The organism is Streptomyces sp. 150FB, assembly GCF_000818195.1.
GTDB lineage: Bacteria > Actinomycetota > Actinomycetes > Streptomycetales > Streptomycetaceae > Streptomyces.
Map to the genome: position 1 here is coordinate 9,213,246 of NZ_JTHL01000001.1, position 21,424 is coordinate 9,234,669.

The window sequence follows — 21,424 nt, forward strand, 5'->3', positions numbered from 1 at the left end:
TGTGCAACTCCTCGAAACCGCCGCCCCGACCCCGCCACTCAGCGGGCCAGGGGCGGCGGCCCCCACGCCGACACCGCCCAGGACCGGGCTGTGGCAACGGCTCAAAGCCCACAGGTGGAGCTACCTGTACCTCGCACCGCTGCTGGTGCTGCTGCTGACGTTCGTCATCTACCCGATCTTCGGATCGCTCGGCTACGCCTTCTACCGCTGGAACGGCATCGGCTCACCCGGCGACTTCGTCGGCCTCGACAACTTCCGCCAGGTCGCGCACGACTCGATCTTCTGGCGGGCGGTCGGCCACACCTTCGTCTACGCGATCGTGATGGTGCCGATCCAACTGCTGATCGCGCTCGTGCTGGCGCTCACCCTCAACAACAAGAAGCTGCGCTTCTCCAGCTTCTACCGCACGCTGTTCTTCCTGCCGGTGGTCACCTCGCCCGCCGTCGTCGGCATCATCGTCCAGCTCATGCTGTCCAACTTCGGTGACATCCTGAACGGCTGGCTGCTGGACGCCGACCTGATCAGCCGGCCCGTCGACTGGCTGGGCAACCCCCACGTCGCACTGGGAATCATCATCCTGGTCGGCGTCTGGCAGACCCTCGGCTACAACCTCGTCTACTTCCTCGCCGGACTCCAGACCATCCCCGAGGAGGTCTACGAGGCCGCGAAGATCGACGGCGCGGGCCGGGTACGCACCTTCACCCGCATCACGGTGCCGCTGCTGCGCCCGGTCGGCCTGATGATCGTCATCCTGGCCTTCATCGGCTCCTTCCAGATCTTCGACCTGGTGCAGGTGCTCACCGGCGGCGGCCCGTACTTCGGTACCGAGGTGGTCAACACCTACATCTACCACCTGGCCTTCGGCGGCAACCAGGCCACGGCCACCGAGCCCAACGTCGGACTGGCCTCGGCGTCCTCCTTCTTCTACGGCCTGCTGCTCATCGGCTTCTCGGTGATGCAGGTGCTCATCTTCCGCTCCATCGCCAAGCGCCGCGCCACCGGGCGCGCCTGAAAGGAGGCGGCGACATGGCAGTCCTGGTCTCCGACGACCGACGCCGCAGTACATCCGCGCGACGCCGGGCACGCGCGGGCCGTACCGCCGGCCGGTCCCTCACCCATCTGGTGCTGCTCGGCGGCGGCCTGCTGTGGCTGTTCCCGTTCCTGTGGACCCTGGGCAGCTCCCTGAAGAGCCCCGACGGCTTCTTCTCCAAGGGACTGAACCCCCTCCCGGACGGCGTGCACGCCGGCAACTACAGCAGCGCCTGGCAGCAGGCGTCCTTCGGGCGCTACTTCGTCAACACCGTGCTGGTCGCCGGCGGATCGGTGGTCCTGGTGCTGCTCGCCACCTCCATGGCCGGCTACGTCCTCGCCCGCACCAACTTCCCCGGGCGCAAGGCCGTCATCGGACTGATCTCGGTGACGCTGTTCCTGCCGCACGGCTACACGATCATTCCGATCTTCGACATCGTGCGCGGGCTGCACCTGCTCAACACGGTGTGGGCGGTGATCATCGTGCAGGCCTCCAGCGGCCTGGTCTTCGCGACCTTCCTGTTCATGGGCTACTTCTCCACGATAGACAGGCAGATCGAGGACGCGGCCAAGGTCGACGGCGCCAGCTTCCACCAGACCTTCTGGCGGGTGATGCTGCCGCTGTCGGGACCGATGCTCGCCACCGTCGGCCTGTTCACCTGCATCAGCGCCTGGAACAGCTTCTTCATCCCGCTGGTCTTCACCCTCTCCAAGCCCGAACTCCGCACGCTCCCGGTGGGGATGTACTCCTTCGTGGGCCAGAACTCCACCGACTGGACGTTCCTCTGCGCGGGCTCGGTGATCTCGCTGGTACCGATCGTGGTGATATTCCTGCTGCTCCAGCGCTACTTCGTCAACGGCCTGGCCGGCGCCGTGAAGGGATAGCCGGACGGCGCGGCCGGACGCCCGTGCCGGGCACTCCCGGTCCCACCCCCACCACCCCGGCGCGACCGACCACCGCGCCCGCGTGCGACCCGAACCAACCCACCCCCGCGACGTAAGGACCACCGTGCCTCTGCGCCTCGCCATCCTCAGCTTCTGGCACGTGCACGCCGCCGACTACGCACGCCAGGCGTCCGCGCACCCCGACACCGAGATCACCGCAGTCTGGGACGAGGACACCGCCCGCGGGCGCGCCCAGGCGGACGCCCTCGGCGCCGACTTCCACCCCGACCTCGGTGGACTGCTCGCACGCGACGACGTCGACGCCGTGGTCGTCACCTGCCCCACCACCGCCCACCGCGAGGTCATCACCGCCGCCGCGGCCGCCGGCAAGCACGTCTTCACCGAGAAGGTGCTCGCGCCGACCCCGGCCGAGTGCGCCGAGATCGTCGCGGCGGTGCGGAAGGCCGGCGTCTCCCTGATGCTCGCCCTGCCACGGCTGTACGAGGGCTTCACCGCGGCCGTCCGCGAGGTGCTCGCCGACGGCGTGCTCGGCCGCCTCACCCTGGTACGCGTCCGGCTCGCCCACGGCGGCGCGGTCGGTGAGCGCTGGCTGCCGGAGCGCTTCTACGACCCGGCGGCCACCGCGGGCGGCGCCCTGATCGATCTGGGCTGCCACCCCATGTACCTCGCCCGGCTGTTCCTCGGCCGCATGCCCGACACCGTGAGCGCGTCCTTCGGCCATGTGACGCAGCACGCCGTCGACGACAACGCCGTCGCGGTGCTGCGCTGTGACGACGGCACCCTGGCGGTGGTGGAGGCGTCCTTCACCACACCGGCCTCGCCGTTCTCGATCGAACTGCACGGCACCGAGGGCTCCCTCGTCTACGGCACGCCCGAGCCGCGGCTGCTGCTGCGCACCGACGGCGACTGGCGCGAACTACCCGTACCGCCCCCCGCCGGCACCCCGTTCGATCTGTTCGTACGCCATGTCGCCGAGGGCACCAGCGACGAGGAGAACCTCGCCCTCGGCCTGGACCTGACCCGCCTGATGGCCGCCGCCGCCCGCAGCAGCCGCGAGGAGGGAAGCCGGATATGACCGTGTCCATCGGCCTGTTCGGCCGCTGCAACATCCCCCGCGCCCACCTGCGCGGCTACCGCTCCGTTCCCGAGCGCGCCGAACCGGGGCACACCCATGGAGAAGGCACGGACGTGCTCAAAATCATTCTCGCGGCCCACCGGGCCGCGCACGAGACACGGGAGATCGCTCTGTGACGGGCTATGAGGTCGGCGACTTCGCCTTCGACCTGCGACAGGGCGTCGCCGAGACCCCCTGGACCACCAGCGGCTGGTCCACCGTGGCCCTCGCACCGGGCACGGTGTGCGGCGTGGGCGCCTGCCACGCCCCGCCCTACGCCGCCCCCCAGGCCGGGCTGGCCTTCACCCTGGAAGCCGACGGCATCCGCATCGCCGACACCGGCGCCGCGGGCATGCACAGCATCGTGCTGCTGCCGCAGGGCGGCACCTGGAACCTGGACGGCATCGACCGGCAGGGTACGTACCACCGTCGGCACGAGGGGCGACTGCTGTCGCTGCTGGTCCGCTCCGAGCTGACGCCGCTGCACGGACACCCCGGCTACGCCCTGCGGATCTCCGTACGCAACCGCTCCGAGCGGCCCCTGCACCTGCGCCTGCTCCCCGAGCTGACCACCGGCCCGGTCGGCGAGGTGCCGCTGAGCGCCTGGGGGTGGATGCCGCCGGAGAATCCGGCGGGCGAGCGGGACCGGGCAGCCCTGGTGCACGGCCCCCTGGAGGCGGAACTCGGACCCGCCGACGAGGCCGACTTCGAGCTGGCGGTGCTGCTCGACGGCTCCCGGCCGGACGGCTCGCCCGCGGAGTGGGCCGCGCGATCCCGGGCCCGGACCGCGCGGCGTGCGGCCGACGCTCTGGAGCGGGTGCCGCGGCTGGTGACCGACGTACCGGGCCTGGACACGTACTACCGGCGGTCGCTGGCGAGCGGTCTGGTGTGCCTGTGGGACAACCCCGCTTTCGCCACCGTCCCGTTCCCGGCCACATCCGGTATCGACGGCGGGGCGTTGTGCGCGTACGCGTGGGACACCGGCGGCTACGCCCCCCACCTGCTCACCCTGATGCTCGGCCGGGGCATCACCGACGTGCTGGAGGCCATGGTCAAGGCCGACCTGACCGACCACTACGCCATCGCCCCGGACGGCTCGGGCACCGGTGTGGCCTACGCGTACAGCGCCTGGTCGCTGGTGATGCTCGCGAACGCCGCCGCCTGCCACGACGGGATCGCCCCCGACCTGGTGGCGCGGCTGCACGAGACCGAGGAGCAACTCGCCGAACGCTTCCCGGCCGTGGGGGAGTTGCGCGACTACGGCGGCCAGCCCAACCTGCTGGAGATGCGCTCGGCCGGCTGGGAGCACGTGGTGGCGAGTCCTAACGCCGAGCGAGCGTGGAGTCTTGAGCTGTTGGCCGAACTGGCCGAGGAGTGCGGAGCCCCGTTGCGGGCCGCGCCGTTGCGGGCGCGGGCGCGGCGGATCCTGAAGGCGGTCGGTCAGGAGCTGTGGGACGAGGAGGCGGGTTGGTTCCGCAGCCGATATCCGGACGGGCACAGCGAACTGGCTTACTCGGTGCAGGCGTTCGACGCGCTGCGGGCGGGGGCGTGTACGCCGCCGATGGCCGCCGCGTTGCTGACACACCTGGGGGAGGGCGCGTTCCTCGGCCCGTACGGGGTGAGCAGCGTGTCGGCGGAGGACCAACTGCACTACGAGCTGGGCGACGTCGACTGGTCCGGCGGTGGCGCCTACACCGGTGAGGCGCCGCAGTTGGCGCTGACGCTGTGGGAGCGCGGCGAGCCGCACCTGGCGTGGGACGTGCTGCGCCGGGTGCTGTGGATGGGTGAGCACTTCCCGTACTTTCCGCAGGACCACTTCTGCGACCGCCCGGCGGCCCCGCCGCGCGGCCGGCGCGCCAATGTCATCGCCGGTCTGACGGGTGCGGAGGCCGTGGTGACGGGCCTCGCGGGGTTGCGTCCGCGGGTCGACGGCACGCTCGACCTGACCCCGCCGGCCTGGCTGCCGGGGAAGCTGGAACTGCACGGGCTGCGCTATCGCGGCCACGAGATCGACGTGAAGCTCGCGACCGCCCACTGCGAGGTGCGGGTGGACGGCCGCGTCATCCACAGCGGGGCGCCTGTCCCGCTGCACATCCTGGGAGACCGTGATGAGTGACATCCTCGACCGCTTCGACCGCGACGGCTACACCATCTTCCGCGATGCCCTCGACCCGGACCTGATACGGGAGGCAGCCGGCCACGCGGAGTGGCTGCAAGCCCGCCACCCGGACCTACGGCCCGAGCAACTGGGCCACACTCTGCTGCGCGACGACCCGTTCTGGCTGCGCCTGGTCAGCGACGACCGACTGCTGGACATCGCCGAGACGTTCATCGGCCCCGACATCGCGCTGTTCGCCTCGCACTACATCAGCAAGCCGCCGTACTCCGGCCAGGCGGTGCTCTGGCACCAGGACGCGGCGTTCTGGCCGCTTGAGCCGATGCGGGTGGTCACGCTCTGGCTGGCCGTCGACCACTCCACACCGGAGAACGGCTGCGTACGGCTGATCCCCGGCAGCCACCGCGGCGCCCTGGAGGCGATGCGTACCAACACGTCGGTGGACAACGTCCTCGGCGAGGAGATCGCCGTCACCGTCGACGAGTCGGCGGCCGTCGACATGGTCCTCGCGCCGGGCGATGTCGAGGTCCATCACCCGAACATCGTCCACGGCAGCAACGCCAACACCTCCCCGCACCGCCGCTGCGGCCTGACGATCCGCTACATCCCGACCTCCACCCGCATCACGGCGGACGAGCAGCCCTTCCCCAGCGCGTTCCACCTGCGCGGCGAACCCGGCGTGAACGCCTACCAGCCCTGGCCGGCCTTCACCCCGTCCCGCCATTACCCGTTCGCGGGCGCCGTGCCCCCGCGCGACTGACCGTTGTGGAGTCGGCGGGCGGAACAGGTGCCCGGCGCGTCCGCGTCGCGCTAGGCCCAGCGTGCGGGAACCCGGACGGGCATCAGTACCGCGTGGTGCTCGCGCCACTCGATCGGTGCGTCGGTCGCGAGTCGCAGATTCGGCATTCCGGCCACGAGTGCCTGCAGGGCGACCTCGGTCTGCATCTGGTTCAAGGCAGCAGCGGGGCAGTAGTGGCTGCCTTGGCCGAAACGCAGGTGCGGCGCCGCTTCCCGGTCGATGTCGAGGCGCTCGGGATCCGGGAAGACAGCCGGGTCGTGGTTGGCCGCGTCCGTGGAGATCATCACCAACTGACCGGCCTTCACGTGGACATGGCCGATGACGAGGTCCTCGGTGGCGATGCGGGCGATGGAGTCACCGAGCAGTGGCGCCCATCGGTACACCTCCTGCACCATGCGCGGTACGAGACCGGGCCGCAGGCGCAGGCGCTCCGAGAGTTCCGGATCGCGGGCGAGCGCCAGGCCGCAGGCGACCAGGAAGGCCGCGGGATTCGCCAGTCCGGAGAAGGCGAGCATCTGGCCGATCTCCGTGAACTGCTCCTGCGAGAGGGGCTGAGGGGACGTGTCGTTCAGCCGCTTGAGGCAGACCAGCAGGCCCGTCTCCTCCAGGTTGTCCGCCCAGGTCCGGAAGCGGTCGAGTGACGCCGGCCAGGCGGTGGGCAGGATCTCGTCGCCCACCGGCCCGGTGGCCATCAGGTCGAACCAGCTGCCGAGTTCGACAGCCGCCTCCCGGGGCAGGCCCAGGAGCTCGCAGGTGGTCCGGGCCGCCCAGGGCAGCGCGAAGTCCTCGACCAGATCACCGGAGCTGCCGTTCCGAACCATGGTGTCCAGCAGTTCGTCGGCGATGCCGCGCACGCGGGCGAGAGAGATGTACGGCTGTCGCGGGCTCAACCCCTTGACCGCTTCGTCCCGCAGCCCGGCGGTCCTGAGCATGTGCATGGTGCCGACGACGGCGAACGGTGGGGCTCCCATGTCCTCCTGCGGCATTGTGGGGTCACTGATCGTGCTCCGGCTCAGGCGCCTGTCCTTGAGGGCTTCGCGGGCGAGCGCGTATCCGGTCACCAGCCAGGCCGGATCTCCGGCGTTGGTCACGACCCCGGCCACCGGCTCGTGGAGCAGGAAACGTTTGAGCGCGGGAGCGAGGCCGTCGTCCCCGCGGAAGCTGAACGGGTAGTGGGGAAGCGGCGAGGCACGTTCGGTGGTACTCACGTCGCACTCCTGACGATGGAGGAAGAACCGTCCCGAGGCCCCGCGACGGGCGTGGGGCACCCGGCACCGAGGCTCGGCCGTGAGATGAAGCCGGAGGTGAAGAAGTACTCCAGGTACCGGTCCAGAAGCTGGTCGTCGACCGGCGGGCATTCCAGGCCGCCGCCGGCCAGGGCGCGTTCGGTGTTGTCGCGTCCGAGCGCGGGGAAGGTGCCCTGCAAGTACATCTCCTTGACTGAGATGTCGGCCTTGTTGCTGCGGTCGACGCACAAGGAGACGAACGGTGCGGTGGCGCTGGTGGGGTGAGCCACGACATGTCGCACGAGTTCACGGACCCAGGGTCCGTACGGCAGTGTCCGCAGGTGGAAACCCGCGGCCCGCATGCGGTCCAGCACGTCGTCGAGCAACGCGGGGGCGGGATTGGTCAGGTGATACGTACGGTTGTCCGCCGGCTGCCGTGTGGCGATCCGCACCACGGCCGCGGCCAGGTGGTCGACGGGCACGAAGTCCATGGGGAGGGGAATGCCAGGCGCGAGCCCGGTCTCCGCGATGGTCTTGAACAGTGAGCAGATCGCCGTCTCGGTGTTGCAGGCACCGCTGCGACGGTCACCGGTGACTTCGTAGGGGCGGTAGATCGACACCGGGAGCCCTTCGCTGCCCGCGTTGCGCAGGAGTTGCTCGGCGACCCACTTGGACTCCGCGTAGCCCATGGTCAGACCCTCGGCATGGTCCAGGGGCTCGTTCTCCCCGATCGCACGCACACCCGCCGTGCCGAATCCGGCCAGCACCGCCACGGTAGACAGGAAGTGCACCGGGACACGGCGCGGTGCGGCCAGTCGGATGATCTCGCGCGTGCCCTCCACGTTGGCGGCGCGCAACGCCTCGTACGGGTAGAGGAAGTTCACGTGCGCGGCGCTGTGCAGCACCAGGTCCAGCCGGTCGCCGAGTTCCGAGGCATGGGCGGGGTCGAGGCCGAGCCCGGCGGCGGTCAGGTCGTACGGGAAACAGCGCACGCGCGCGTCCTCGGCCCGCGCCATGACCAGGCCGAAGCGGTCGAACGCCGCGTGCACACGGCGCCGGGCGTGTTCGGGGGAGCGGGCCCGGACCGGGCAGTGCACCACCGCGTCGGTCTCCCGTAACAGCTCTGCCAGCAGGAAGGCGCCGATGAAGCCACTGGCTCCCGTCAGCAGGACGTGACGCGGCCGGCCGGGGCAAGGAGCCGCGCCCGCCGCCGGGGGAAGGGCGAAACCGAGCTCGGCCTGCTGGACGAAGTAGCTCTCCGAGGTGGTCCGCTCTCCCGAAGGAGCGTGCCGAACGGTCCGTACCGCGTGGGCGAAGGCGTCCAGCGTCGGAGTGGCGAGGAGCGCCCGGATGAGCCTGCTGCTGTGTTCCGCCTCCAGACCGAGCACACCGACGGTACGGGTGACCGCCTCAGCCGCCAGCAGGGAGTCGCCGCCGAGCGCGAAGAAGCTGTCCGTCCCGGCGGGACGTACCCGCAGGACCGTGTGCCAGATCTCGGCGAGCGCGTCCTCCAGTCCGCGCACGCCCGTGGCGTCCGCTGTCTCCCCGGCTCTGGGCAGGGGCGGAGCGGCGCTGTGGCCCGGGGCCGTGCGGAGCAGTGCGTGCCGGTCGACCTTTCCCGCCGCGGTGACCGGCAGATGTTCTTGAACGATCAGTCGCGGCACCGCTTGTGGGGGGAGCCACTGTGCGCAGTACTGCCGCAGTTCGTCCGGCGAGGGGAGGGCGCTGGGACGCAGGGGGGTCACCCAGGCGACAAGGGCCTCGGCCGCCGTGTCTAGTTCGACGACCGCTTCACCCACCCGGGGGTGGCTCCGCAGGAGGGCCTCCACCTCGTCCGGTTCCACCCGGTGGCCGCGCAGCTTGACCTGCCGGTCCAGCCGGCCCAGGTACTCCAGTGCGCCGTCGTCGTTCCGCACGACCCGGTCGCCGGTGCGGTAGACCCGCTCGCCAACAGCGCCGGGCGACTCGGCGAACCGCCGGGCGGTCAGGTCCCGGTCGCCGAGATACCCGAGGCCGAGCCCGTCGCCTCCCACCACAAGCTCACCCTCCTCTCCCGGGGGTGCCTCGCTGCCGTCCGGGCGCAGTACGTAGCAGGTCGACGCGCCGAAGGGACGGCCGATCGGTACGCGGCCGGTGTCGCAGTCGGCCGCGGTCACCTGGTGGAAGGTGGACACGACGGAGTTCTCGGTGGGCCCGTAGAAGTTCACCACCGTGGTGCCGGGGCAGGCGCGCAGAACCTGGCGCGCCAGACCGGCGTCCATGGCCTCCCCGCCCGCCGAGACGAACCGTAGGCCGGCCAGCGCTTCCGGTCCGGAACGTGCCACGTGGTGAAAGACGCTCGTCGTCAGGTAGGCGACGCTCACCCCGCCTTCACGGATGCGTCGCTCCAGCCCCTCGGCGGACAACAGGTCCTCGCGGTCGAGCAGTTCGAGGCAGGCTCCGTTCAGCAGGGCGGACCAGATCTCGATGGTGGAGGCGTCCGAGGACAGCGCGTAGGCGTGCAGCACCACATCGTCCGGCAGGGGTGCGGTGGGGTGTGGCCCGGACAGCGCCAGCCGGACCACCCCGCGGTGCGGGATCATGACCGGCTTCGGCCGCCCACTCGATCCCGAGGTGAACATCACGTACGCGCAGTCGGCCGGACCGGGCTTCGGGGGACGGGCAGGGGCAGGTGTACGGACGCGGACCGGTGGCTGTGTCCCGTCCGCAGCGAGTTCGACGCGCGCCCTGATGCCGCGTACCCGACAGGTACTGCCGGGAAGTACGACGACGGTGCGCACCTCGGCGTCCTCGGCCATCGCCTGGAGTCGTGCGGGCGGCAGTTCGTCATCGAGCGGAACGTAGGCGCCGCCCGCTTTGAGGACGCCGAGGAAGGCCACCAGCGCTTCGAACGAACGCCGCCCGCAGACACCCACGTTCGTCCCCGTGCTGACATCGCACTCGGTGAGCCGGACCGCCAACGCGTCCGAACGGTCGTGCAGTTCACGGTAGGAGAGGGCTCGGCCGTGGTGACGCGCGGCCACCGCCCCGGGCGTACGAAGGGCTTGCCGGTCGAACAGTTCGTGCAGCGGAAGGTCGCGGTCCCGGGTGTAGGCGGGCGGGGTCACCATCTCGGCTCGGAGGGACGCGGAGGTCTGGTCGTCATCACCTGTCAGGCATCCTTTCGGAACATGCGGCGGGTTCAGACGAGTTCTGCGGCGAAGGTGGAGAAGTCCGCCGACCGCCAGCGTTCGGGCCTCATGCGGAACGTCACGTCATCGGTCAACTGGTCCTTCGTGGACCGCAGATAGGCCGCGGCTTCGTCCGGCGGCAGATAGCGGTGAGCCATCGCCGCACGTTCCGCGGGATCCGCGGGGTCGGACACACTGACGACGGGGCCGGCCACGCTGACATAACGATAGGGAGCCCGCTCGTCCTGCACGCAGAGACTGAAACGGCCCGCCTCACGGATCAGCCTCGCCTTGAGGCTCTCCCGCCCGGTCTGCACCACTACCTCGCCGCCCGGCTCGTACACGTACCAGAGGGGAACCAGCAGGGGCTCCAACGCCCCGGGCCGCGTGTCCCGCACGCCCAGCACTCCTACGTGGGCTCCCGCCAGGAACGATTCCCGCTGAGCAATTGTCATTCTGGGCAGCATTCAACACTCTCCTCAAATGGCAAGTGGCAGATGCGCGTTGATCCGGATTCGGGGGAGTCAGGCATGTGCAGCCCATTTCTACCCAGGCCCCCGGCAGACACCGGCACCGGCAGCGCCATCACCCCTGGAGGTGAAAGCAGAAAGGTTTCATCCACTCTGATGCGGGAGCGTACGACCGGGGAATGCGCTGGCGTGGAATCCGGCGCATCACGTATACGCGTGTGCTCGCCGAACGCGAATTCCCGGCAATCGGCGGACCGATGAACGGGCTGGGGCGGCAGAGACCGACAGACGGCGTCGGTCGTCGACCAGGAGTACGTTCCGCTGCCTACTCCAGCAGTCCGACGAGCCTGTCGCGGACGCCGTCCCTGCCCTCCACCCGGCTCGGCACCAGACGCTCCTTGTCGTCCGGATCCCGGGAAAGCACGTGCAGCTTCCCGTCGTGCCGGGCGAGGACCAGGTCGGTGCTGACGCCGGCGATCTCGGCCGATCCTCGCGCGGTGTAGTGGGTGACGGTCACCAGCGCGGAACGCTCCGAGGCAGCGAGTACGGCATCGGTGTCCAGCGCCCGGTCTGGGTCCGCGGCCGACCCGCGCGGCAACCAGTCGGTGAGCATCTCGAGGGCGTCGTCCATCTTGTACAGGCCGATCTGGTGGACGCCGAGCGCGTCGATGCGGATCAGCAGGCAGATCTCCTCGGGCTGCGGGAGCAGCAGGATCCGCCAGGGCTCGCCCGGATCCGTTCCGGTCGTACGGGCGTCGAGCACGCTCCGGGCCCGCTGCTGGAACGCCACGGCGATGCCCAGGTCTCCCCGTACCTGGACCTGCTCGGCCGTGGAGCCCGCCACGAGCATCTGGCGCGCCGCCAGTGAGCGGACGGCCTCGGCGAGTACGTCGTCCGACGGCCGGACCTCCAGGAAGTCCACGACGGCGTCCACGGCCGTCAGCTCGGCGACGGTGTACGCGCCGAGCAGGACAGGACCGGTGTGCACCAGATTCACCACGGCCGAGACCAGCCCCTCGGGCACGGCCGCCTCGTCGGAGCCGGGCGGGGTCGGGGCGTCGCGCGGGTCGTCGCTCATGTCGAGTCTCCCGTCCGCCGTGTTTCCAACGGGGGCGGCCGGTGGTGCTCGTGCAGAATCGCGGCGGCGCTGCCCGACGCCGTCTCGGTGACCCACACCTCGGAGTTGCCGAACAGCCCCCGCCCGGCCCTCCCGGACAGTGTCCGGCCCAGCTCACCGCCCAGGTCGGGGCGGTCAGGGGGCGGGAAGCGCGCCGCCAGGTCCTGGGACACGGAGGTGACGTCGTCGTCCTCCTCGATCCGGTGCAGAGCCCGGGTCAGCGCCCGCGCGACCGGAGGCGTCAGGGACGTGGGCATGGCCAGATTCGGTGACAGGTACATGGGACGCCGTTCGGTCATCCGCGACAGGCCCCAGGGGCCCACATTGCTGCGGGTGATCCGGTACACCACGTAGTCCATGAGATGCCGGAAATCGCTCGGGCGGGGCAGCTTGCTGCCACCGAAGGCGGCGGGGGTCTTCTCCAACTGCACCCAGGTGCCCTGCGCCGTGCGCCCGTGCAGCTTCTCCCGCACGACGTGTCCGCGCATCCCGATGTCGGGATAGAGCTTCTTGTCGATGTCGTGATGGTGGCTGGACACACGCGGATGACTGATGCCGGCGAACCGCCACCGCTCGTACAACCGCGGATCGTCCACCAGGACGTGGCCGCCGCACAGCACGTCGTGCAGTTGCGGCACCTGGAGCCCGTTCCCCTCCAGATCGGCGATGATGACCGCCTCCTCGGGGCTGAGGCGTCCGGCCGCGGCCAGCAGCCCCTTCCGGTACGCGCCGGCCCGGGCGGTGATCTCGATCATGAGCCGGACCCTGCTGCGCGTCTCGTCGGCCCGCTGGTCACGCACGGCTTCGGCAGCCGGCTGGCTGGGCCGCGCGGGGTGCGTCAGGGACGCGAATGGGTGCTTACGGTCCACCTGGCCAGTACAGCACGGCAGGCACCTGAGCGCTTCCCAGGCCGAGTCCCTCCCCGGTGGCGGCGACACCTCGTCCGACGATCACGGCACGGCCGCCCACCCACGGCTGCGGGCCCACCACCGGAGAACGGCTGACGCGTTCCGCCGCCTCCGCCCAACCGTGCGAGGGATCCCGTTCGGGTGACAACGCTCTTCGCGCCTGGCGTGTTCGGCGGCACCGGTGCAAGGGTCCTGTCGTCGCTTTCTGTCCTGGTATGGAGGATCTGTCCGCGAAGCTGCCACCCGGCCTTGCGGCGCGTGGTCACCACCGGACACACACCAACTCAAGGGGAGGACACATGTCCGCATCGAAGTTCCGGATGACGGCCGCCTGCATGGCCGCGGCAGCGGGGCTTACGCTCACGGCGCTCACCGTGCCCGTGGCGTCGGCGGCGCCGTCGGCGAAGAACGCGGCGGTCGTAGCCACAGTGCCGGCCCACACCGAGGTGTTACGCAGCTATGCCCGGTGCGGGGCCGGGAATTTCTGCCTGTTCGAGCACATCAACGGGACAGGGCGTGCGGTGGGACTGCACGGTGCGCGCGGGACTCTCGGCTCCCTGAAATTCGACAAGATCACCTCGTCCATCAGAAACCGCAACGGCAAAATCTGGTCCGTCTACAGCGGCACCAACTTCACGGGACGCTGCCTGCCTGTCGCCGCGACGTACTCGGGAAACGTCACCCAATACGGCCTGAATGACCATATCCGCTCCGCGCGGCCCGGTCGTTGTCCGGCCTGATCACCACCCCGAGTGCCTGGTCAGGTGCCCCACGGGGACCGGACCAGGCACTCACCCGTTCCAATTGAGGTCGTACTCCGTCAGCCGCCCACCCGGGCCGACGGAGGCTCAGCGCTACCACTGCGTACTGTCAGAGGCCGGCGATGACCTCCGCCGACGTCATGGGGATGGAGAACATGGGGTAGTCGTAGGTGATCGCGTTTTCGTGCTCCTCCTGGGAAGTGGCGGCAACGCAGTCCGGCAGCGTGATGACCCGGAAACCGTTCTCGTACCCGGTGCGCATCGTTGACTCGACGCAGCAGTTGGTGAGGAAGCCTCCGAGGACGATCGTGTCGATCCCCTTGTTCCGCAGGATGAAGTCGAGGTTCGTGCTCGCGAAGGTGTCGAGGCCGCGCTTGCCCTCGATCACGATGTCACCTTCGGCAGGGGCGAGTTCGTCCACGATCGCGGCGCCCCAGGTGTTCTTGACGAAGGCCGAGCCCTCCACGACCCCCTTGAGGATGCCGTAGGGGTGCCGGGACAGTTCGCCGTAACCGGGGGCGAAGGTGATGGGCGCGTGCATGATGGTGACGCCGGCGGCGCGCGCCGCTCCGGCCAGGGTCACGGTGTTCGCGAGCATGCCGGTCTTCTCCATCACTCCGGCCACGGCGCTGTTGAGTGCGCCGCCCTCGCTGGTGAAGTCGTTCTGGTACTCGATCAGGACGAGTGCGGTCTTCGCGGGATCGAGGGACAAAATCTCGGACATGACGGCTCCTTGGCGAGCTGGGACGCATCAGCGGCATGAACAGCTTGCCTGACAAGGGGAGCAACCGGACAGTGGCAGGCAGGATCAGCTACCCGAACGCCGACCGGCGGCGGCCCCCGGTGGGTCACCGCACGGCGGCCGCGTCGAGGTCGGCCCACGCGGCGTCGGTCAGGTCCTCGCCGGCCCAGCGGGCTGCGGAGGTGACCTCCTGGGAGGAACGGAAGCCCGCGACCACGCCGGCCACGCCGGGGTCGCGCAGCGGGAAGCGGACGGCGGCGTGGGGGAGGACGGTGCCGTGCAGGGCGCAGACCTCGGCAAGGCGCCGGGCACGGCGCAGCACCGCGCCGGAGGCGGGACCGTAGTCGAAGGAAGCGTCATCGGGAGGGCTGGGCCGGCTGAGCAGACCCGAGTTGAACGGCGCCGCGGCGACCACCGAGACACCGCGTTTCGCGCACGCCTCCAGCAGTGGGCGGGCGGTGCGGTCGATCAGAGTCCACCGGCCGGCCGTCATCACGGTGTCCACGTCCGCTTCGGCGACGACCCGCAGCAGTGGGGCGACGGTGTTCGTGCCGACGCCGACAGCGCCGATGACGCCCTGGTCGCGGAGGGCCGCCAGGGCGGGCAGTGCCTGGTCGAGGGCGGCGTCCAGGTGATCGTCTGGGTCATGGACGTAGACGATGTCCACCCGGTCGAGGCCCAGGCGGGTCAGGCTGCCCTCCAGGCTCCGCAGGACGCCGTCACGCGAGTAGTCGGGGCGGCGGATCAGCGTGTCCGGTACGGCGAAGCCCCCCGCGGCCAGGTCGGATCCGGTCGGTGCGGGGTGTGGTTCGAGCAGGCGACCGACCTTGGTGGAGACAGTGAACTCGGCGCGCGGCCGGTGGGCGAGGGCCGCGCCGAGCCGCCGCTCGGACAGTCCGAGACCGTAGTGCGGGGCGGTGTCGTAGTAGCGCACACCGACGTCCCAGGCGGCCTCGACCGCGGCCCGCGCCTGGTCGTCGTCGAGCGGGGTGTAGAGATTGCCGATGGGGGCGGCGCCGAACCCCAGGGAACTGACGCGGACACTCGTACGGCCGAGCCGGCGGGGCGTCACCCGGCGATCCCGTACCGGCGCGCGGCCGTCGTGCCGACGACCGTCCGGATGTGCGGGTCCCCGGACGCCAGGGGCCATGGCTGGTCGCGTACTCCGAGGTCCCACAGATGGTGATGAACGTCGATGCGCACCGTTCGGTCCTTCGGTTCGGTGACGGGTATTCGGACGGGGCCCGCACCCGCGTCCGGACGGGAGCCCGCGCACACCGTCCGAGTGGGGACGCGGTCCGGTGCACCGCACTCGCTCCGACTCGGCTCCTCGATTCGTCCTACGGATGCCGAGCGCGGTTCCAGGGCGCGGGGACGTCCTCGTAGCGAGCTACCAGGTCGGGAAGGATCTGCTTCATCTGACAGGCAGGACCATAAGGATCAGATCCCTTCCGTGCAACAGTTCCAGGTTGAATGCCCCTTTTGTTGCCATAAGAGGCAGAATTTAGCGGCTGATTCAACGAATTACCTTCGAACACTTCTCAACGCGTAACGGAGATGTCATAGTTGCCCCGCCGATTAACCTGATTCATTTGAAGGTCACGAGGGGGGTACGCCATGGCAGCTCCAGCACAGGTCCCTGGCGCAGGAGATGACGACGCGTCAGGTCGCTACCGACCGGGTTACGAGCTGGTCGCCGAGCAACTGCTGAACTACATCGCCGAGCAGAACCTGCGGTCCGGGGACCGGCTTCCCACGGAACAGGGCCTGGCGCAGATCCTGGGCGCCTCCCGCAACGTCACCCGCGAGGCGGTGAAGGTCCTGGCCGCCATCGGGCGGCTGAGTGTGCGGCGTGGCGCGGGAATCTTCGTCGCCGAGTCGGCCGGCGGGCTGGTGGACGACGAGCTCTCGCACTTCCGGCCGACGAGCATGGAACACGTGCTGATGCTTCTGGACTACCGGACGGTGATCGAGTCGGAGACAGCGCGCCGTGCCGCCGCCCTCGCCACGCCGATCGAGGTCCGGGCCATCCGGGAGTGCGCCGAGACATCACTGGTGGCGGCCCGGGCGGCCGACGGGTACGGCTTCGCCAAGGCCGACGCCGCGTTCCACGACGCGGTGGGTGCCGCCGCGCACAACCTGTTCCTGAGATCGAGCGTCGGCAACGTACGGCGTCTGGCCTCACAGTCCGATGTGCTGCTTTTCCACGGGGACGCGCCGGGGTCGCTGGAAGTGGCCGCCGGACAGCACCTCGCCATAGCTGAGGCGGTCACCGCAGGGGAGGCCGATCTCGCCGGTGAGCTGATGGTGGAGCACATCGCCACGACTCAGAGCCAGTTCGAACGAAAGATCCGCGACCGGCTGTTCAACCTTGACGGCCGCGGTGCCTCCGGGACGCCGGTGCGGCCGTCGCGGAGCACCGTTGCCGCGGACGAGCCACCGTCCCCCTCGGAGACGTCCGCCTCGTAAACCGGCGGCATGCCGTCGTTACGGGCGCGGGCCGAGCCGCCCAACGCCAGGAACCCGGAGGACGACCGGGTTCCCCTACGTCATTCCATTCAGGCGATTGGATTTCCGTGTCTGTACCGTCTGCTCGCAAACGCATACCCATACCGTTCAGGAGAGCGCTGATTGTCGCTCTGTCCCTGGGGGTGATGGCGGCGCCCCTGGCCGCCGGGACGGCCCAGGCGTCCCCGTCGAAGGCGTCGGGCCTGGACGTCTACGTCTCGCCGACCGGCAAGGACTCCGGCTCCGGCACCACCGCGCATCCGTTCAAGACGCTGGAATACGCGCGGGACTACGTACGTGCCGCCAAGAAGAAGGTCTCCGGCGATGTCCATGTGCGGCTGCTGTCCGGTACGTACCAACTGAGCCGTACCTTCAGCCTCACCGCCCAGGACTCGGGCAGTGACGCGCAGCGGATCGTCTACGAGGCCGCCCCGGGCGCGCAGCCGGTGATCAGTGGGGGCAAGCAGGTCACCGGCTGGACCGTGGCCGACCCCGCGCTGGGGATCTACAAGGCCAAGATCGGTGACCTCGACACCCGCCAGCTCTATGTGAACGGTGAGCTGGAGACGCGGGCGCGCGGCGCGAAGAACCCGCCGGGCTTCACCAAGACCTCCACCGGCTACACCTTCACCGACACCAGTCTCAGCGGCTACAAGCGGCCCCAGGACCTGGAGGTCGCGAGCAGTTGGGGCTGGAAGCTCATGCGCTGCCCCGTGCAGTCGATCTCCGGCAACACGATGACGATGCGGCAACCCTGCTGGCACAACGCCAATCTCCAGGCAGGCCAGGAGATCCAGAATCCGACCTGGCTGGAGAACGCCCGCGAGCTGCTGGACACCCCCGGCGAGTGGTATCTGGACAAGGGGGCGGGCGAGGTCTACTACATGCCCAAGGCCGGTCAGAACCTGTCCACGGCGACCGTGACGGTACCGACCGTGCAGGACCTCGTCGACCTGAACGGCACCAGGGCCGCCCCGGTCACGGACGTGTCCTTCCAGGGCATCACCTTCTCCTACTCCACCTGGCTCGCCCCCAGTTCGCCGGACGGCCTCATCGAGGGCCAGGCGGGCTTCCGGATGGTCGGCACGGACAACCCCGACTTCGACTCCACCCGTCTGAAGTGGCAGAAGACACCCGGCGCCGTCAACGTGAGCTACGGCCACGGCATCGGCTTCACGGGCAACACCTTCACCCACCTCGGCGCCGTCGGCCTGAACCTGAACACCGGGACCCAGTCCACCACCATCACGGGCAACGTCTTCCGGCAGATCGCCGCCACCGGCATCCAGATCGGCGGCACCGACGTGGTGGACTCCCACCCCGACGACCCGCGGGACATCACCAAGAACACCATGGTCGACAACAACGTCGTCACCAAGGTCGCCGACCAGTACAACGGCTCGCTGGGCATCCTGGCCGGCTACACCGACCACACCGTGATCACCCACAACAAGGTCTACGACCTGCCCTACAGCGGCATCTCCGTGGGCTGGGGCTGGGGTCTGACCGACAAGGGCGGCGACACCAACTACCCGGGCAACTCAGGCGTACCGGTCTGGGACACCGACACCACCAGCCGCGACAACATCGTCACTGACAACGACATCTCCGACATCATGAAGTCGCAGGCCGACGGCGGCGCCATCTACACCCTCGGCACCAACCCCGGCGGCACGGTCTCCGGCAACTACATCCACGGCGTTCCGGCGCCCGCCTACGGTGCCATCTACCACGACGAGGGCAGCCGCTACTGGCAGAACACGGGCAACGCCCTGTGCGACGTCGCGTACCAGTGGCTGCTGATGAACCACGGCATGGACATCACCGCCACCGGCAACTTCACCACCCAGCCCGCGTTCACCACCCAGGCCAACAGCACGGGCGACACCGTCAGCGGCAACGTCACCGTCGGCGCCTGCGACCAGCTCCCCGCCTCGATCGTGAACAACGCCGGTCTCCAGCCGGCCTACCGGGATCTCGACCCCGGCCCCGGGGTCACCGACAGCAAAGCGCCCACCGCGCCCGGCACTCCCACCGCTGCCGCCGACTTCCCGACGGTGGCGGACCTGAGCTGGCCCGCGTCCACCGACGACACGGGCGTCACGGGCTACTCCGTCCACCGTGACGGCAAGCTCGTCAGCGCCGCCGGAAAGAACTCGGTGCGTCTGTCCGGCCTGACGGCGGGTCAGACCTACAGCTTCCGGATCACCGCCCGTGACGCGGCCGGCAACGAGTCCCAGCAGAGCCAGGCACTGAAGATCACCATGCCCGCGGGCTCCGACCTGGCACTGAAGAAGCCGGTCACCGCCTCGTCGGACTCGGAGGGCAACATCCCCGGGAAAGCCGTGGACGGCGACCTGTCCACCCGCTGGGCGCAGGGTCTCGGCCTGCCCGACCCGTCCTGGATCCAGGTGGACCTCGGTGCCCGGTACGACGTGAACGGCGCGATCACCACCTTCGAGAAGAGCAGCGGTTACGAGTACCGCATCCAGGTGTCGACCGACGAGGTCAACTGGAAGACACTGGCGGACCACACGTCCGCGAACACCACGGAGGCGACCAACTACTCGCACACCGCCGAGCCCGTCACCGGCCGCTTCGTACGGCTGACGGTCACCGGGACCAGTGGGAACGGCGGCAGCGTCTTCGACTTCCAGGTCTACGGCACCCCCAGCGCGCCCAGCTCGGACAGCACCGCCCCCTCGGCCCCCGCAGCTCCCGATGTCAGGCCGTTGCTGCCCAGTCTGGTGGAGCTCAGTTGGCCGGCCGCGACCGATGACACCGGCGTGACCAGCTACGCCGTGTACCAGGACGGCAAGCGGATCGCTGTCACCGGCGACACGACCCTGCGGGTCTCCGGCCTGACCCCGGCGAAGGAGTACTCCTTCACCGTCGTGGCCCGCGACGCCGTACTGAACACCTCAGCGCCCGGTCGGGCGACCGTCGTCACCACGCCGGCCGACAACGACCTGGCGCTGAGCAAGCCGGTCACCGCCTCGTCGGACTCGGACGGCAACGTCCCCGAGAAGGCCGTGGACGGCGACCTGTCCACCCGCTGGGCCCAGGGCCGCGGCCTGCCCGACCCGTCCTGGATCCAGGTGGACCTGGGCAAGGACACCAGCGTCTCCAGTGTGGTGACCACCTTCGAGTTGCCCGGCGGCTACCAGTACCGCCTGGAGTACTCGACCGACGGGACGAAGTGGTCCACGCTCGACGACCACACCTCGGCGAACACCGTCTCGGCGGCCAACTACTCGTTCGCCGACCAGCCCGTCACCGCCCGCTATCTGCGGCTGACCGTCACCGGCTCCAGTGGGAACGGCGGCAGCGTCTACGAGCTCCAGGCGTACGGCGAGTTCTGAACCGTACGCGCGCCCACCGGGCCGGCCCGCTCACACCGAAATGAAAGTCACGATGAAGATCACGCATGTCGAAGTACACCGGATCGATGTTCCGCCGGCCAGCCCGCCCTTCCGCTGGAGGGACGGACTGAGCGGAAGCGCTCCGGTGGGCGACGGCGCGGTGCTGCGTATCGGTACCGACGAGGGAGCCGAGGGGGTGGCCCTGTTCGCCAGGCCGGGAGCCTTCACCACCCTCCGGGACCTGGTGGAGCGGGTCTTCCGTGACGAACTGGTCGGAGCCGACCCGTTCCAGCGGGAATGGCTGTGGCACCGGGTGTGGGAGCTGGACCGTATCCACGAACTCCCGCTCCCCGTCCTCGGGCTGATCGACACCGCCCTGTGGGACCTGGCCGGCCGCTACCACGACCAGCCGGTCTGGCGCCTGCTCGGCGGGTTCCGGAAGTCGATCCCCGCCTACGCCTCCACTTCGACGTTCTCCAGCGTCGCGGAGTTCCTCGACGTGGCGGACCAGTGCCTGGAACTGGGGTACCGCGGTATCAAACTGCACGCCTGGGGCGATGCCCGCCGTGACGCCGAGCTGTGCCTGGCGCTGCGCGAGCACGTCGGTCCTTCAGTACCTCTCATGTACGACGGGTCGGCCGGCTTCGACCTGCCCGACGCGATCCGTCTGGGCCGGGCGCTCTCCGAGGCGGACTACCTCTGGTACGAGGAGCCGATGCGCGAGTTCAGCATCTCCGCCTATCAGAGACTGGCGGCGGCCGTGGACGTACCGCTGCTGGTGGCCGAGACCTCCGACGGAGCGCACATGAACTCCGCGGACTTCATCAAGGCCGGTGCCGCCACCTTCGGCGTGCGGGCCGGCACCACCCTCCGCGGTGGGATCACCGGCGCCATGCGCACCGCACACCTCGCCGACGCCTACCGGCTGCGTGCCGAGGTACACGGTTCGGACATCCCGAACCACCACCTGTGCATGGCCATCTCCAACACCACCTATTACGAGTCCCTGGTGACCGCGGCGAAGGTCGTCCGCGAGCGCCATGTGGACGCACAGGGCCTGGTGCACGCCCCCACGGGGCCTGGCATAGCCCTCCCGCTCGACCTCGGCTACGGCAGCGAACTCCAGCCGTTCGTCGAGCAGCCGCGCTGACCGGGCGGTGACGGGGTGGCAGTCGTCCACCCCGTCACCGCACCCG

General features: G+C 69.7%; 18 protein-coding genes. 10 read left to right on the forward strand and 8 right to left on the reverse strand.

All coding sequences use genetic code 11. The features are described 5' to 3' along the window. Position 1: 1 nt before the first annotated feature. The 6 genes from QR77_RS39470 to QR77_RS39495 all read left to right on the forward strand — a co-directional run bounded on the left by QR77_RS39470 (position 2) and on the right by QR77_RS39495 (position 5,925). Positions 2–1,012, forward strand: a complete 1,011-nt coding sequence (locus QR77_RS39470; protein ID WP_040026725.1) for a sugar ABC transporter permease — start codon at positions 2–4, stop codon at positions 1,010–1,012. A gap of 14 nt (positions 1,013–1,026) precedes the next feature. Next, positions 1,027–1,914 (forward strand): carbohydrate ABC transporter permease, encoded by an 888-nt coding sequence (locus tag QR77_RS39475; protein ID WP_040026726.1) that lies wholly within the window; start codon positions 1,027–1,029, stop codon positions 1,912–1,914. 124 nt (positions 1,915–2,038) lie between these two features. After that, positions 2,039–3,010 carry a Gfo/Idh/MocA family oxidoreductase gene (locus QR77_RS39480; protein ID WP_201778866.1) on the forward strand — a complete coding sequence of 324 codons (972 nt, stop codon included), beginning with the start codon at positions 2,039–2,041 and terminating at the stop codon, positions 3,008–3,010. After that, positions 3,007–3,186, forward strand: coding sequence for a hypothetical protein (locus tag QR77_RS39485; RefSeq protein WP_040026727.1), 180 nt, complete (start codon positions 3,007–3,009; stop codon positions 3,184–3,186). The genes QR77_RS39480 and QR77_RS39485 overlap by 4 nt, the downstream gene beginning before the upstream one ends. Continuing rightward, complete coding sequence (locus QR77_RS39490) at positions 3,183–5,165, forward strand: hypothetical protein (RefSeq protein ID WP_040026728.1); 1,983 nt, start codon at positions 3,183–3,185, stop codon at positions 5,163–5,165. Before QR77_RS39485 ends, QR77_RS39490 begins: the two co-directional genes overlap by 4 nt. Then, a complete protein-coding gene (locus tag QR77_RS39495) occupies positions 5,158–5,925 on the forward strand; it encodes a phytanoyl-CoA dioxygenase family protein (protein WP_040026729.1) in 768 nt (255 codons plus the stop codon). Before QR77_RS39490 ends, QR77_RS39495 begins: the two co-directional genes overlap by 8 nt. Positions 5,926–5,975: 50 nt before the next feature. Here QR77_RS39495 and QR77_RS39500 read toward each other — a convergent pair whose 3' ends face one another. The 5 genes from QR77_RS39500 to QR77_RS39520 form a co-directional block, all read right to left on the reverse strand. Then, complete coding sequence (locus QR77_RS39500; protein WP_052489440.1) at positions 5,976–7,172, reverse strand: cytochrome P450; 1,197 nt, start codon at positions 7,170–7,172, stop codon at positions 5,976–5,978. Then, positions 7,169–10,300, reverse strand: a complete 3,132-nt coding sequence (locus tag QR77_RS39505; protein ID WP_052489441.1) for an amino acid adenylation domain-containing protein — start codon at positions 10,298–10,300, stop codon at positions 7,169–7,171. The genes QR77_RS39500 and QR77_RS39505 overlap by 4 nt, the downstream gene beginning before the upstream one ends. A gap of 71 nt (positions 10,301–10,371) precedes the next feature. After that, positions 10,372–10,815: a pyridoxamine 5'-phosphate oxidase family protein gene (locus QR77_RS39510; protein ID WP_236711006.1), complete on the reverse strand. Its 444-nt coding sequence runs from the start codon at positions 10,813–10,815 to the stop codon at positions 10,372–10,374. Between the two features lie 340 nt (positions 10,816–11,155). Continuing rightward, positions 11,156–11,908, reverse strand: a complete 753-nt coding sequence (locus QR77_RS39515; protein WP_040026731.1) for a hypothetical protein — start codon at positions 11,906–11,908, stop codon at positions 11,156–11,158. Continuing rightward, positions 11,905–12,702 carry a hypothetical protein gene (locus tag QR77_RS39520; protein ID WP_150130514.1) on the reverse strand — a complete coding sequence of 266 codons (798 nt, stop codon included), beginning with the start codon at positions 12,700–12,702 and terminating at the stop codon, positions 11,905–11,907. Before QR77_RS39520 ends, QR77_RS39515 begins: the two co-directional genes overlap by 4 nt. A gap of 452 nt (positions 12,703–13,154) precedes the next feature. Here QR77_RS39520 and QR77_RS39525 point away from each other — a divergent pair, with 452 nt between their 5' ends. Continuing rightward, positions 13,155–13,595 carry a peptidase inhibitor family I36 protein gene (locus tag QR77_RS39525; protein ID WP_040026734.1) on the forward strand — a complete coding sequence of 147 codons (441 nt, stop codon included), beginning with the start codon at positions 13,155–13,157 and terminating at the stop codon, positions 13,593–13,595. 130 nt (positions 13,596–13,725) lie between these two features. Here QR77_RS39525 and QR77_RS39530 read toward each other — a convergent pair whose 3' ends face one another. The 3 genes from QR77_RS39530 to QR77_RS49910 form a co-directional block, all read right to left on the reverse strand. Further along, on the reverse strand, positions 13,726–14,340 hold the full coding sequence (locus QR77_RS39530; protein WP_040026736.1) for a cysteine hydrolase: 615 nt from the start codon (positions 14,338–14,340) through the stop codon (positions 13,726–13,728). Between the two features lie 124 nt (positions 14,341–14,464). Next, positions 14,465–15,430 (reverse strand): aldo/keto reductase, encoded by a 966-nt coding sequence (locus tag QR77_RS39535; protein WP_040026737.1) that lies wholly within the window; start codon positions 15,428–15,430, stop codon positions 14,465–14,467. Next, complete coding sequence (locus QR77_RS49910) at positions 15,427–15,561, reverse strand: hypothetical protein (protein ID WP_269084352.1); 135 nt, start codon at positions 15,559–15,561, stop codon at positions 15,427–15,429. The genes QR77_RS39535 and QR77_RS49910 overlap by 4 nt, the downstream gene beginning before the upstream one ends. A 414-nt stretch (positions 15,562–15,975) precedes the next feature. On the opposite strand from QR77_RS49910, the gene QR77_RS39540 reads away from it, so the two are divergent. From QR77_RS39540 to QR77_RS39550, 3 genes are all read left to right on the forward strand, one after another. Further along, on the forward strand, positions 15,976–16,827 hold the full coding sequence (locus QR77_RS39540) for an FCD domain-containing protein (RefSeq protein ID WP_040026738.1): 852 nt from the start codon (positions 15,976–15,978) through the stop codon (positions 16,825–16,827). Positions 16,828–17,012: 185 nt separating this feature from the next. Beyond that, complete coding sequence (locus tag QR77_RS39545; protein WP_078877685.1) at positions 17,013–20,228, forward strand: discoidin domain-containing protein; 3,216 nt, start codon at positions 17,013–17,015, stop codon at positions 20,226–20,228. Positions 20,229–20,280: 52 nt separating this feature from the next. Next, a complete protein-coding gene (locus tag QR77_RS39550; RefSeq protein WP_040026741.1) occupies positions 20,281–21,378 on the forward strand; it encodes an enolase C-terminal domain-like protein in 1,098 nt (365 codons plus the stop codon). Positions 21,379–21,424 lie beyond the last annotated feature (46 nt).